14 protein-coding genes are annotated in these 13,253 nt (G+C 65.8%); 9 read left to right on the top strand and 5 right to left on the bottom strand.

The window, feature by feature from the left end; genetic code table 11:
* Nucleotides 1-46 precede the first annotated feature (46 nt).
* From DMX06_RS13810 to DMX06_RS13800, 3 genes are all read right to left on the bottom strand, one after another.
* Nucleotides 47-691, bottom strand: coding sequence for an oxidoreductase (locus tag DMX06_RS13810; protein WP_028690375.1), 645 nt, complete (start codon nt 689-691; stop codon nt 47-49).
* 27 nt (nt 692-718) lie between these two features.
* Nucleotides 719-2,452: a C13 family peptidase gene (locus DMX06_RS13805; protein ID WP_110737954.1), complete on the bottom strand. Its 1,734-nt coding sequence runs from the start codon at nt 2,450-2,452 to the stop codon at nt 719-721.
* 88 nt (nt 2,453-2,540) lie between these two features.
* A complete protein-coding gene (locus tag DMX06_RS13800) occupies nt 2,541-2,996 on the bottom strand; it encodes a MaoC family dehydratase (RefSeq protein ID WP_110737952.1) in 456 nt (151 codons plus the stop codon).
* 151 nt (nt 2,997-3,147) lie between these two features.
* Here DMX06_RS13800 and DMX06_RS13795 point away from each other — a divergent pair, with 151 nt between their 5' ends.
* Genes DMX06_RS13795 through DMX06_RS13785 form a run of 3 tightly spaced genes read left to right on the top strand, consistent with a single transcriptional unit; the run spans nt 3,148 to nt 4,823 of the window.
* Entirely contained in the window at nt 3,148-3,510 is a 363-nt protein-coding gene (locus DMX06_RS13795) for a CidA/LrgA family protein (protein ID WP_110737949.1), read from the top strand.
* The gene (locus tag DMX06_RS13790; protein WP_110737947.1) at nt 3,507-4,223 is read left to right on the top strand and encodes an LrgB family protein; all 717 of its coding nucleotides are present in this window, start codon (nt 3,507-3,509) and stop codon (nt 4,221-4,223) included. The genes DMX06_RS13795 and DMX06_RS13790 overlap by 4 nt, the downstream gene beginning before the upstream one ends.
* A 9-nt stretch (nt 4,224-4,232) precedes the next feature.
* Nucleotides 4,233-4,823, top strand: a complete 591-nt coding sequence (locus tag DMX06_RS13785; RefSeq protein ID WP_110737945.1) for an LON peptidase substrate-binding domain-containing protein — start codon at nt 4,233-4,235, stop codon at nt 4,821-4,823.
* Nucleotides 4,824-5,001: 178 nt separating this feature from the next.
* Here the strand turns inward: DMX06_RS13785 and DMX06_RS13780 are convergent, their stop codons facing one another.
* Nucleotides 5,002-6,318, bottom strand: a complete 1,317-nt coding sequence (locus DMX06_RS13780) for a bifunctional DedA family/phosphatase PAP2 family protein (RefSeq protein WP_110737943.1) — start codon at nt 6,316-6,318, stop codon at nt 5,002-5,004.
* Between the two features lie 3 nt (nt 6,319-6,321).
* Nucleotides 6,322-7,014, bottom strand: a complete 693-nt coding sequence (locus DMX06_RS13775; protein WP_110737941.1) for a DNA-3-methyladenine glycosylase — start codon at nt 7,012-7,014, stop codon at nt 6,322-6,324.
* Nucleotides 7,015-7,310: 296 nt separating this feature from the next.
* On the opposite strand from DMX06_RS13775, the gene DMX06_RS13770 reads away from it, so the two are divergent.
* From DMX06_RS13770 to rodA, 6 genes are read left to right on the top strand one after another with little or no spacing between them, the layout of a single operon-like run.
* On the top strand, nt 7,311-8,582 hold the full coding sequence (locus DMX06_RS13770; RefSeq protein ID WP_110737939.1) for a glutamate-5-semialdehyde dehydrogenase: 1,272 nt from the start codon (nt 7,311-7,313) through the stop codon (nt 8,580-8,582).
* Between the two features lies 1 nt (nt 8,583).
* Nucleotides 8,584-9,243: a nicotinate-nucleotide adenylyltransferase gene (gene nadD, locus DMX06_RS13765; protein WP_110737938.1), complete on the top strand. Its 660-nt coding sequence runs from the start codon at nt 8,584-8,586 to the stop codon at nt 9,241-9,243.
* A 44-nt stretch (nt 9,244-9,287) separates the two neighbouring features.
* The gene (gene rsfS / locus DMX06_RS13760; protein ID WP_028690385.1) at nt 9,288-9,707 is read left to right on the top strand and encodes a ribosome silencing factor; all 420 of its coding nucleotides are present in this window, start codon (nt 9,288-9,290) and stop codon (nt 9,705-9,707) included.
* Nucleotides 9,708-9,716: 9 nt separating this feature from the next.
* The gene (gene rlmH, locus DMX06_RS13755; RefSeq protein ID WP_023631106.1) at nt 9,717-10,184 is read left to right on the top strand and encodes a 23S rRNA (pseudouridine(1915)-N(3))-methyltransferase RlmH; all 468 of its coding nucleotides are present in this window, start codon (nt 9,717-9,719) and stop codon (nt 10,182-10,184) included.
* Between the two features lie 17 nt (nt 10,185-10,201).
* Nucleotides 10,202-12,100 (top strand): penicillin-binding protein 2, encoded by a 1,899-nt coding sequence (mrdA, locus tag DMX06_RS13750; protein WP_110737936.1) that lies wholly within the window; start codon nt 10,202-10,204, stop codon nt 12,098-12,100.
* Nucleotides 12,101-12,138: 38 nt separating this feature from the next.
* Entirely contained in the window at nt 12,139-13,242 is a 1,104-nt protein-coding gene (rodA, locus tag DMX06_RS13745) for a rod shape-determining protein RodA (protein ID WP_050707084.1), read from the top strand.
* The last annotated feature ends 11 nt before the right edge of the window (nt 13,243-13,253 follow it).

Here is a 13,253-nt window from a genome sequence, read left to right as displayed (position 1 = left end):
ACCTGTGGGAGCGGGTTTACCCGCGAAAGGGCATAACAGGTCAACGCTATTTCTTGCCGAGTTTTCGCAACTCGTCCGACTCGACCACCCTGATCCCATCTTCCTCCTCCAGCGCCAGGCGCCACAGCGCCCGAGCCAGGGTACAGGCCTCGATACCGCGATACTTGCCGGGTATCAGACGGGCAAACGGCGCCGCCATCCGTTCACCCAGGCGTGGCTCGATCCGCTCGCCCAGCAACAACGAAGGCCGCACGATGGTCAGTTGCGGCCAGTCCTGCTGCTTGAGTGCCTCTTCCATCTCACCCTTGACCCGGTTGTAGAAAACCGATGACTTCGGATCGGCGCCCAGGGCACTGATCACCAGGAGGTGGCGGGCGCCCATCTCGCGGGCACGCTTGCTGAAGGCCACGACCATGTCCAGGTCGACGGCGCGGAAGGCGTTTTCCGAGCCTGCCTGCTTGAGCGTGGTACCCAGGCAGCAGAAGGCGATATCGACGCGGCCGGCCAGTTGCGGGAGAAACACGGCCGGGTCGCCCACCGGGTTTTCCAGGTGCGGGTGCTCGGCCAGAGGGCGGCGAGTCGGTGCCAGCACGCGGCTGATGGTGGGCTCGTTGAGCAGGCGGTCGAGCAGGTGTTCACCCGTCAGACCCGTGGCACCGGCAAGCAGGACATGTTGAGGCGTCAGGTACATGATGTCTCTCCCTCGTTACTACACAGCTTAGTGGGCGCCAGGTTTTTTTGCCTGTTGCCCCGAAGCTGGCTGGGCTTCATTGCGCAGGGCTTGCTCGGCCTGTTGGCGGCGCAGGCGCTGCCAGTGGCTGATCACCGCCGACGGCGCCCAGAGCTGTGGCTCCGAGGCTTCGAAGCCCTCCCTTCGTTCTCTTTCGGCAACGCTTTGTCGCGCCAGTTCAAACGCCTGTTTCAGGTCGTCGGTCTGGTTCAGCGCCTGGGCGAACAGGGCGTCGCCAAAATAGGTGAAGTCGGCTTCTTCCGAACAGCCGAACGACACCCGGTCAGGGCGGGCGGCGGTCATGACCAGCGTGCGGTCGTCCTTGAGCGGGGCGATGTAGCCACCGGAATAGCAGGCAGAGATGACGATCACCTTGTCGCGGTCCTTCAGCGGGGCCAGGGCACTGGCCAGCTCGTCGGCGGACAGGTCGGCCAGTTGCAGGCGCGGCTGGTCGAGCACCAGTTGGTGGTCATGGCTGCCGTGGCTGGTCAGGTAGATGAACACCAGGTCCTCGGGGCCGCTGCGCTCGGCCAGGGTGCGGGCGGCGCGAGTGAGGTTCTCGCGGGTGGCCATCGGGCGGTCGGCCAGATGGTCGCGATGGTTGACCAGGGTCACCTGGCCGTGGGCACCGAAGCGCACCTTGAGCATGTTGCTGACATAGTCGGCCTCGCGCAGGAACACGCTCTGCTGACCGTCGCCGGCCACCACCAGGCTGTACAGCTGCACCGGCGGCTCCGACGCCGGCACCTTGGCCAGGGCATCGCCCAACAGCTTGCCCTGGTTGAGCAGGGCCAGGTCCAGCGGGTCGGGTAGCAGCTTGCCCTGGGCATCGCGCACCCGCACACCGTTGACCCAGGTGCCGCTCTCGACCCGCCCGTCCGGGCGGGTCAGCTTGCCGCGACCGTGGTAGGCATCATCGGCGAAGCCGCCGACATACTGGCTGCCGTCGGCCAACTGCAAGGTGCCGCTGCCGGCGAAGCGCCAGTCGCGAAAACCACCCTTGTAGCGGCTGCCATCGCTGCCCAGCAGTTCGCCCTGGCCGACCAGCGATCCATCCCTGAAGTCGCCGATCCAGACGTCGCCGTCGGCGCTCTCGTAGCGCCCCCGGCCTTCGAGGCGGTTGTCCTTGAATTCGCCGATGTACTGCTCGCCGTCGGCGCTGTCGTAGGTGCCGGCGCCTTGCAACTGGCCGTCGATGAAGTGGCCGCTGAACTGGTTGCCGCTGGCGTCGCTGCGCACCCCGGCGCCATTGGGCTTGCCCTTTGCGAACAGGCCCTGGTAGCGGCTGCCGTCGGCCAGTTCGAGTTGGCCGGCACCTTCGTACTGGTCGTCCTTGAACTGGCCGCGGTAGGTCTGGTCGTTCTGCCTGAGCGCGCCCTCGCCGTCGCGGCGGCCATGCTTGAAGGTGCCCGCATAATGGCTACCGGGTGTGGTCAGGTCGCCCAGGCCCTGGAACAGGCCTTCGCTGAATTGGCCGCGATAGACCTCGCCGTTGCTGCCGTGCCATTCGCCCTGGCCATGCCACTGGCCGTCCTTGAAGGTGCCGGCGTACCAACTGCCGTTGGGGTAGTCGATGCGCCCCTCGCCTTGCAGCAAGCCGTCGACCACCTGGCCGCGGTAGCGGCCGCCGTCGGGCAGCCGGGCGTCCGGGGGCGACAGCGGTTCGCCTTCGCCGCAGGCGGCGAGCAACAGGATCAGGGTCAGGGGGAGCAGGGGGCGCATGGCGGGTTCCGGGACAATCGATGCGCCGAGTATGCCGCAGAATGCGCGGGTGCGTGAATCGGGGCCGCGCGGCGGCCCCTGGGGCGTATCAGACGAAGCAGAGCGACAGAGGTTCGGCGATGTAGGCGGGTTTTTCTTCGCCTTCGATCTCGAGGGTGACGGTGGCCTTGAGCAGCCATTGCCCCGGTTTCTTCTCGGTGGCGTCGGTCAGGTCGACCTTCAGTCGCACCTGGCTGTCGACCTTTACCGGCTGGATGAAACGTACGCTGTCCAGGCCGTAGTTGACCACCATCTTCAGCCCTTCGGGCAGCACGAGGATGTCTTCCATCAGCTTGGGGATCAGCGACAGGGTGAGGAAGCCATGAGCGATGGTGGTGCCGAACGGGGTCTTGGCCGCTTTGACCGGGTCGACATGGATGAACTGGAAATCGCCGGTGGCCTCGGCGAACAGGTTGATGCGTTGCTGATCGATCTTAAGCCAGGCGGAACGTCCCAGTTCCTTGCCAACGTACTGCGAAAGCTCTGTAACGGGTACATAGGGCATCGCGACATCTCCAGATTGTCATTTGGTACGAATGTGCAAGATCAGCACGGCGAACCGTTTCAGTCAAGTTGCCCGCTTTTCGCCGAACATCGCCTTATAGGCAGTTGCTTAGCGTGCTTATAATGGTCGCCATGCTCTGAGGGAGGTCCATATGCTGTTGCGTGGTTTGACCTGGCTGGTGCTGTTCCAGTTGCTGGGAACGGCGATCAACCACCTGTTGCTGCCTATCCTGCCCGGGCCGATCATCGGCCTGTTGCTGCTGATGGCCTTCCTGATGATTCGTGGCGAAGTCGGCCAGCCGCTCAACGAGGCCGCGGGCAGCCTGCTGCGCTACCTGCCGCTGCTGCTGGTGCCACCGGCGGTGGGGGTGATGGTCTACGCCAGGGACATCGCCGCCGACTTCTGGGCCATCGTCGGGGCCTTGCTGATCTCCTGCCTGCTGACCCTGGTGTTCGTCGGCGTGCTGATGCAGAAGCTGATCCACCGCCAGGGCAAGCGCGAGGAGCAGCCATGATCCTCGACTGGCACGGCGCGCTCGAGGCGGTCATCCATCATCCGTTGTTCGGCATCGGCATCACGTTGGCCGCCTACCAGCTGGTGCTGGCGGGCTACGAGAAGACCCGCTGGATCTTCCTGCAACCGGTGCTGGTGTCGATGCTGGTGGTGATCGGCATCCTCCTGGCCTGCGGCATCGACTACGCCGAGTACCGCAAGAGCACTGAGATCATGAACATCCTCCTGGGGCCGGCCACCGTGGCCCTGGCGGTGCCGCTCTACCTCAACCTGCGGCGCATTCGGCAGCTGTTCTGGCCGACATTTACTACGCTGGTAATCGGAGGCCTGTTCGCCACCGTGGCGTGCCTGGCGCTGGGGTGGTGGTTCGGTGCCGAACACATGATCCTGATGACCATGGCGCCGAAGTCGGTCACTTCACCGATCGCCATGCTGGTGGCCGAGCAGATCGGCGGGGTGGCGGCCTTGGCCGCGGTGTTCGTGCTGATCACCGGGGTGATCGGTGCGATCTTCGGCCCGGCGCTGTTGACCCGCTGCGGCGTGCTCAGTCCGGAGGCTCGGGGCATGGCGCTGGGGGTGACCGCCCACGCGGTGGGCACCTCGGTGGCCTTGCAGGAAAGTGACGAATGCGGCGCCTTCGCCGCGCTGGCGATGAGCCTGATGGGGGTGGCCACGGCGGTGTTCCTGCCGTTGGCGGTCAGCCTGGTGGCTTGAGGAGTCGAGATGACGTTACCGCTGTTTCCCCTCAATACCGTGCTGTTCCCCGGTTGCCTGCTCGACCTGCAGATCTTCGAGGCGCGCTACCTGGACATGATCGGCCGCTGCATGAAGCAGGGCGCCGGTTTCGGCGTGGTGTGCATCCTTGAAGGCGAGCAGGTGGGCAAGGCGCCGCCGGTGGTGGCCTCGGTCGGCTGCGAGGCGCTGATCCGCGACTTCGTGCAGCAGGACAACGGCCTGCTGGGTATTCGCGTCGAGGGCGTGCGGCGGTTTCGTGTCGAACGGACCGAGGTGCAGAAGGACCAGCTGATGCTCGCCGAGGTGCAATGGCTGCCGGACCTGGCGGACAGCCCGTTGGTGGAGCAGGACGACGACCTGCTGGCCCTGCTGCTGGCGTTGGGCGAGCATCCGATGGTCGAGGCGCTGGACATGCCGCGCGACGTGGACGGGCGCCAGTCGCTGGGCAACCAGCTGGCCTACCTGCTGCCGTTCATGGAAGAGGACAAGCTCGACCTGCTGGCCATCGATTCGCCAAAGCTCAGGCTGGAGGCGATCCAGGCGTTGCTCGAGCGGATTCAGGGCGAATTGTTCGCCTGATCAGGCTCGCTCCCCCTGCGGCCCATGCGATCCCTGTAGGAGCGGCCTTGTGTCGCGAAAGGGGTGCGAAGCGCCCCCAGATCTGCGCATCAAGCTGATATTGTCGGGGCCGCTTTGCGGCCCTTTCGCGACACAAGGCCGCTCCTACAGGGATTCGCGCTGCTGCAAAATGGCCGTATCAATACTGGTAACGCAACAACGCCTTTGGCAGTGCATGCAGGGCAAAGAACGCCAGCAGCGCGACGCACGCCGGCAGCACTAGCCACCACACCCTTTGCGGCAGCGCCACCAGCGGCTGGCGATACTGCACCAGGGTCAGGCTCGCCGCGCACACGCAGCACGCCAGCAGTGCCCCGGCGAGGATGTCGGTTGGCCAGTGCGCCCCGAGGTACACCCGCGACAAGGCGATCGCCAGCGCTGGCAGGCAGCCCAGCATGACCCAGGTCAGGCGCATGCGCGGCGGCTGACCGCGTCCAGCCAGCACCGCCAGCACCAGGAAGAAGGCGAACGACGCCGAGCTGTGGCCGCTGGGCATGCTGTAGCTGGTCAGCGGATCGACCAGCACTTCGGGGCGGGCGCGGGCGAACAGCCATTTCAAGGTGCCGTTGGCGGCCGCCGCGCCGATCAGCGTCGCCCCGGCGAACAAGGCGTGACGCCATTGCCGGGCCAGCAGCAGCAGGCCGGTGAGCAGGCCTCCCAGGAAGAACTGGGTGCGGAAGTCGCCCAGGCGGGTGACCAGCACCACGGCGCCGTCGATCACCTGACTGCGGTGTTCCTGGACCAGGGTCATCACGCCTTGGTCGAACTCGCTCAGGTACGGCCAGCCGATGAACAGCGCGGCCACGGCCAGGCCGCTGAGGGCGGCGATCAGCCGGGTGCCATGGCGCTGGTCGCGAATGCTGGTGCTCAGGCTCAGGCCGATCAGCACCGCAAGGGTGCCGACGACGATCCCTGCGTCCAGCCAGAATCCTTCCGGCAGCGGCAGGCGCATGGCCGCGCCGGTGGCCCAGCCCGGCAGCAGGTAGGCCACCGACCAGCCGGCGCCGGCCACCAGGCTCACGGCGATGAAGCGCGGCAGCGGCATGTCGAACATGCCGGCGACCATCGGCAGCATCGGCCGCAGCGGGCCGATGAAGCGGCCGACCAGCAGACTGGCGATGCCGTAGCGCTGGAAGTACGCCTCGGCGCTGCCGATCCACTCCGGGTGGCTGCGCAGCAGCGGCAGGCGCCGGATGTTCTGGTGGAAATACTTGCCGATGCCGTAGGAGATCGCATCGCCCAGCAGGCCGCCGAGGAAGCCCAGCAGCAGGGTCTCGCCGAGGCTGAAGGCACCGCTGCCGGCGAGGACGGCGACGGCGAACAGCAGCACGGTGCCGGGCACGATGATGCCGGCGATGGCCAGGCATTCAACGCAGGCCACGATGAAGATGGCCAGGCCCAACCACTGCGGGTTGGCGCCAAGCCAGGCGGTCAGGCTGTCCAGCCATTGGCCCATGGTTCAGTTTCCTTGTTCGAGCATGAAGAAGTCTTTCCCTTCGGCCTGGCCACGGCGCAGCGGGTTTCGGGTGCAGAAGCGCGCGTAGTCGGCATCGACGAAGCGGTAGGGCAGGTGTTCGTCGCGGCCGTGGGGGATACCCAGGCGGGTGGTCTGGATCACCCTCGGCACCTGTATGGCGCAGTCCTCGACATACAGGCGCTCGGGATCGAAGCGCCGGGCGTCCCAGTGCGGCACCTTCAGGCCCATGGCCCGGCACAGCAGGGTCTGGCCGTTGCACAGGCGCTCGGGCGGGCGCAGGTTGCCGCTGGCGTCGGGGTTGTTCAGTTGCATCCGGGCCAGGCTGTTGGCGTCGGAGATGGCGTCGGTCCAGGGGTAGGCGGACTTGATCAGCACCGCGTTGCCCGGCCCCTGGGCGCTGAAGTTCAGCGAGTCGCCACCGCGGGCGTAGTACATGTAGATGTGCCCGCCATCGAGGAACAGCGCCTTGCGCTTCTCGGTGAAGCCGAGGGAGGCGTGGCTGCCCTTGTCGGTCAGGTAGTAGGCCTCGGTCTCGATGATTCGCGCCGCCAGCCAGAGATCGCCGTGGCGATGGCGGATGACCTTGCCCAACAGCTCGCGGGCGAGGGTCTGGGCGTCGCGGTCGAAGAAACTATCGGGCAGGGCCCGGGTCGGGCAGGGGGCTGGAGCGGACATACGCGCGGTTCGTGGCTGTGAAGGCGGCGATAATAGCAATGAATGGCTTAATCGAGGCTGAATCAGGTTGACGTCATCGCGGGGCAAGCCCGCTCCCACGATAATGCCTGGACAGCGCGGCTGGCGTGGGAGCGCGCTTGCCCCGCGATGAGGTCGAGGCGTTTTCCGATACGGGTGGTTACATCTTTCCTACACATTCCTAGCGGCATTTTCTACCATCCGCCACCCGCCGCTGGGCGTACCCGAGCGCTCCAGTTATAATCAGCCGATTTCCCCTTTGCCAAGACATCGAGCCCATGACCGAGTCCGTTCTTGACTACATGATCCGCCTGGGTCGCGCCGCCCGTGAGGCCTCGCGGGTGATCGGCCGTGCCAGCACCGCGCAGAAGAACCGCGCCCTGCAGGCCGCCGCCGACGCCCTCGACGCGGCCCGCGACGCGCTCACCGCAGCCAACGAACAGGACCTGGCCAACGGTCGCAAGAACGGCCTGGAGCCGGCGCTGCTCGATCGCCTGGCGCTCACCCCGGCGCGCATCGACGGCATGATCACCGGCCTGCGCCAGGTGGCCAGCCTGCCGGACCCGGTCGGCGCCATCCGCGATATGAGCTACCGCCCGTCGGGCATCCAGGTCGGCAAGATGCGCGTGCCGCTGGGTGTCATCGGCATCATCTACGAGTCGCGCCCCAACGTGACCATCGACGCCGCCAGCCTGTGCCTGAAGTCGGGCAATGCCACTATCCTGCGCGGCGGCTCCGAGGCCATCCACTCCAACCGCGCCATAGCCGCCTGCATCCAGCGCGGCCTGGCCGAGGCCGGTCTGCCGCCGGCGGTGGTGCAGGTGGTCGAGACCACCGACCGCGAGGCCGTGGGCGCGCTGATCAGCATGCCGGAGTTCGTCGACGTGATCGTCCCGCGCGGCGGCCGTGGCCTGATCGAGCGCATCAGCCGCGACGCCCGGGTGCCGGTAATCAAGCATCTGGACGGCATCTGCCATGTCTTCGTCGATGCCCACGCCGACTTGGACAAGGCCTGGCGCGTGGCCTTCAACGCCAAGACCTACCGCTACGGCATTTGTGGCGCCATGGAAACCCTGCTGGTGGACCAGGCCGTGGCCGAGCGCTTCCTGCCGGAAATGGCCCGCCGTTTCCACGACAAGGGCGTCGAGCTGCGCGGCTGCGAGCGCACCCGGGCGATCATCGACGCCAAGCCGGCCAGCGAAGACGACTGGCACACCGAATACCTCGACGCGATCCTGTCGATCCGCGTTGTCGACGGCCTGGAGCAGGCCATCGAGCACATCAACCACTACGGCTCGCACCACACCGACTCGATCATCACCGAGCACCAGGGGCAGTCCCGGCGTTTCATCGCCGAGGTCGACTCGGCATCGGTCATGCTCAATACCCCGACCTGCTTCGCCGATGGCTTCGAGTACGGCCTGGGCGCGGAGATCGGCATCTCCACCGACAAGCTGCACGCCCGCGGCCCGGTCGGCCTGGAAGGCCTGACCTGCGAGAAGTACGTGGTGATCGGTGACGGCCAGCTGCGCGGCCAGGAGTCGTGCTGAGTTGAGCAACGCGGTGGCAGTCCGGCGCATCGGCATTCTCGGCGGAACCTTCGACCCGGTGCATATCGGCCACCTGCGCAGCGCGCTGGAAGTGGCCGAGTTCATGCGCCTGGACGAGCTGCGCCTGCTGCCCAACGCCCGCCCGCCGCACCGCGACACGCCGCAGGTGTCGGCCCAGGACCGCCTGGCCATGGTGCGCGGCGCCGTGCAGGGCGTCGAACGCCTGAGCGTGGATGACCGCGAGCTGGCCCGCGACAAGCCGTCGTACACCATCGACACCCTTGAATCGATCCGTGCGCAGTTGCACGCGCACGACCAGTTGTTCCTGGTGCTGGGCTGGGACGCGTTCTGCGGCCTGCCCAGCTGGCATCGCTGGGAAGAACTGCTGCAACACTGTCACATCCTGGTGCTGCAACGCCCGGATGCTGATGTCGAACCCCCCGACGCGCTGCGCAACTTGCTGGCGGCGCGCTCGGAGAGCGATCCCACCGCCATGTCCGGCCCGGCGGGGCACATTTCGTTCGTCTGGCAGACCCCGCTCGCGGTGTCCGCCACACAGATCCGACAGCTGCTGGCCAGCGGCAAGTCGGCGCGGTTCCTGGTGCCGGACGCAGTACTGGCCTATATCGAGGCACACGACCTGTATCGTGTGTCCAACTGACGGTGCCCGCTGGCGCCTCAATCAATGAGTTGAACGAGTTTTATATGACCAAGCAGAAAATTTACGGCGAAGAACTGGTCGCAGTGACCAAGGCCGCGCTGGAAGACGTCAAGGCCCAGGACATCCAGGTCATCGACGTGCGCGAAAAGCACAGCCTGACCGACTACATGATCATTGCCACCGGTACCTCCAACCGCCAGATCAACGCCATGGCGGAAAAGGTCCGTGAGGCGGTCAAGGCCAAGGGCGCTCAACCGCTGGGCGAAGAAGGCAAAGGCGACAGTGATTGGGTGCTGCTGGACCTCAACGACGTCATCGTCCACATGATGACCGCCGCTGCCCGCCAGTTCTACGACCTGGAGCGCCTGTGGCAGGGTGCCGAGCAAAGCCGTGCCGCCGATGGCAAGCACCACAGCCCGGAGCACGCCCACGAGTACTCCGAGAAGCTCAAGGACCGGGAATAAGGAAGCGCCGTGCGTCTGCGTCTGATCGCGGTCGGCTCGCGCATGCCCAAGTGGGTCGAGGAAGGCTGGCATGAGTATGCCAAGCGCCTGCCCCCGGAACTTGCGCTGGAGCTGGTGGAAATCCCGCTGAACACCCGCGGCAAGAACGCCGATGTCGCCCGCCTGATCCGTCAGGAGGGCGAGGCGATGCTGAGCAAGGTGCAGCCTGGGGAACGCATCGTCACCCTCGAGGTCCATGGCAAGCCCTGGAGTACCGAGCAATTGGCGGGCGAACTGGACCGTTGGCGCCTGGATGCGCGTACGGTCAACCTGATGGTGGGCGGCCCGGAAGGGTTGGCGCCGGAAGTCTGCGCGCGCAGCGAACAGCGTTGGTCGCTGTCGCCGCTGACGTTGCCGCACCCGTTGGTAAGGATACTCATCGGCGAGCAGATCTACCGCGCCTGGACCGTGCTGTCCGGGCATCCCTACCACAAATGAACCTGTAAGCCTGTCCGATGCCGCAGCAGATCCGCCTCAAGGACCACGAAAAAGACGCCCGCCTGGTGCGCAACCGCGTCGTCGTGGGCGCCGTGGCGGTGGTGCTGCTCGTCTGCGTGCTGATCGCCCGGTTGTATTACCTGCAGGTCATCCAGTACGACTATCACTCGACGCTGTCGGAGAACAACCGGGTGCATGTGCAGCCAATCCCGCCGACCCGTGGGTTGATCTTCGACCGCAACGGCGTGGTGGTGGCGGACAACCGCCCCAGCTTCAGCCTGGTGATGACCCGCGAGCGCGCCGGCAACGCCGGCAAGTGGCAGGACGTGCTGGATGTGATCGTAGAGGTGCTCGAACTCACCCCTGACGATCGTGCCCTGTTCGAGAAGCGCATGAAGCAGGGGCGTCGGCCATTCGAGCCGGTGCCGATCCTGTTCGAGCTCAACGAGGAGCAGATTGCCCGCATCGCGGTCAACCAGTTCCGCCTGCCCGGTGTGGAAGTGGCGGCGCAGCTGGTCCGCCACTATCCCCAGGGCGCGCATTTCGCCCATTCGGTAGGCTACGTCGGGCGGATCAACGAGAAGGAACTCAAGACCCTCGACCCGGTGAACTACAGCGGCACCCACCACATCGGCAAGACCGGCATCGAACGTTTCTACGAAGACGAGTTGCATGGCCAGGTGGGCTACGAGGAAGTCGAGACTAACGCCCGTGGCCGCGTGCTGCGAGTGCTCAAGCGCACCGATCCGAAGCCTGGCAAGGACATCGTGCTGAGTCTGGACATCAAGCTGCAGGAAGCCGCTGAGCAGGCGCTGGGCGGGCGCCGTGGCGCCATCGTCGCCCTCGATCCGCGCACCGGCGAAGTGCTGGCCATGGTCAGCCAGCCGAGCTTCGACCCCAACCTGTTCGTCACCGGCATCGGCTTCAAGGCCTACGCCGAACTGCGCGACTCGATCGACCGGCCGTTGTTCAACCGCGTGCTGCGCGGCCTCTACCCGCCGGGCTCGACCATCAAGCCGGCGGTGGCGATCGCCGGTCTGGACAGTGGCGTGGTGACCGCAGGCAGCCGGGTGTTCGACCCGGGTTACTACCAATTGCCCAACTACGATCACAAATACCGCAACTGGAACCGCACCGGCGATGGCTGGGTTGACCTGGATGTGGCGATCATGCGGTCAAACGACACGTACTTCTACGATCTTGCACACAAGATGGGGATTGATCGGCTGTCCAGCTACATGAACAAGTTCGGTATCGGGCAGAAGGTCGCCCTGGACATGTTCGAGGAGTCGCCCGGATTGATGCCTTCCCGTGAGTGGAAGCGCGCCACCCGCCGCCAGGCCTGGTTCCCTGGCGAAACCCTGATCCTCGGCATCGGCCAGGGCTATATGCAGACCACGCCACTGCAGTTGGCCCAGGCCACCGCCCTGATTGCCAACAAAGGCGTGTGGAACCGTCCGCGCCTGGCCAGGACCATCGAAGGCCAGCCCCCGGTGGACGAGAACCCCATGGAAAACATCATCCTGCGCGACAAGTCGGACTGGGCCAGGGTCACTCACGGCATGGAGCAGGTGATGCACGGCGCCCGCGGCACCGCGCGCAAGGCCGCCATCGGCTCGCAGTACCGCATCGCCGGCAAGAGCGGTACTGCTCAGGTTGTGGCGATCAAGCAGGGTGAGAAGTACGACCGCAACAAACTCCAGGAACGCCACCGCGACCACGCGCTGTTCGTCGCCTTCGCCCCGGCCGACGATCCGAGGATCGTGGTCTCGGTGATGGTCGAGAACGGCGAGTCCGGCTCCGGCGTCGCCGCCCCCGTGGTGCGCCAGGTCATGGACGCTTGGCTGCTTGACGAGAACGGCCGGCTCAAACCCGAGTTCGCCCCCGCCACAGTCGCCCAGGAATCGGCCCCGTGAAGAACAACTTCGACCGCATGCTTTCCAGCGAGGACGTGATGCGCAGGCGTGCCAGCTTCCTGCAGCGCATCCATATCGACGGCCCCTTGCTGCTCATCCTGCTGACACTCGCCGCCGGCAGCCTGTTCGTGCTCTATTCGGCCAGCGGCAAGAACTGGGACCTGCTGATGAAGCAGGCCAGCTCGTTCGGCATCGGCCTGGTGTCGATGTTCATCATCGCCCAGCTCGAGCCGCGCTTCATGGCGCGCTGGGTGCCGCTGGCCTACCTGGCCGGGGTGTTCCTGCTGGTGGTGGTGGACGTCATGGGCCATAACGCCATGGGCGCGACGCGCTGGATCAACATCCCCGGGGTAATCCGCTTCCAACCCTCGGAATTCATGAAGATCATCATGCCGGCGACCATCGCCTGGTACCTGTCCAAGCGCACCTTGCCGCCGCACCTCAAGCATGTGGCGATCAGCCTGGTCCTGATCGGCGTGCCGTTCATTCTCATCGTGCGCCAGCCCGACCTGGGCACGGCGCTGCTGATCCTCGCCTCGGGTGCCTTCGTGCTGTTCATGGGCGGGCTGCGCTGGCGCTGGATCGTCAGCGTGATCGCCGCGGCGGTACCGGTGGCGGTGGCGATGTGGTTCTTCGTCATGCACGACTACCAGAAACAGCGCGTGCTGACCTTCCTCGATCCGGAAAGCGACCCGCTGGGCACCGGCTGGAACATCATCCAGTCCAAGGCAGCGATCGGTTCGGGCGGGGTGTTCGGCAAGGGCTGGCTGCTGGGCACCCAGTCGCACCTGGACTTCCTGCCGGAAAGCCACACCGACTTCATCATCGCCGTGCTCGGCGAAGAGTTCGGCCTGGTCGGCATCTGCCTGCTGCTGCTGATCTACATCCTGTTGATCGGCCGCGGGCTGGTGATCACCGCCCAGGCCCAGACCCTGTTCGGCAAGCTGCTCGCGGGCAGCCTGACCATGACCTTCTTTGTTTACGTGTTCGTCAATATCGGTATGGTCAGCGGCCTCCTGCCCGTGGTGGGCGTGCCGCTGCCCTTCATCAGCTATGGCGGAACTTCGTTGGTGACGCTGCTGTCAGCGTTTGGCGTTCTTATGTCGATCCATACGCACCGCAAGTGGATTGCACAGGTTTGAAAAAGGTGAAG

It is taken from the genome of Pseudomonas mosselii (genome assembly GCF_003205295.1).
In the GTDB taxonomy this organism is placed as follows: Bacteria; Pseudomonadota; Gammaproteobacteria; order Pseudomonadales; family Pseudomonadaceae; genus Aquipseudomonas; species Aquipseudomonas mosselii_B.
This window is presented reverse-complemented; position numbering and strand designations above follow the sequence as displayed.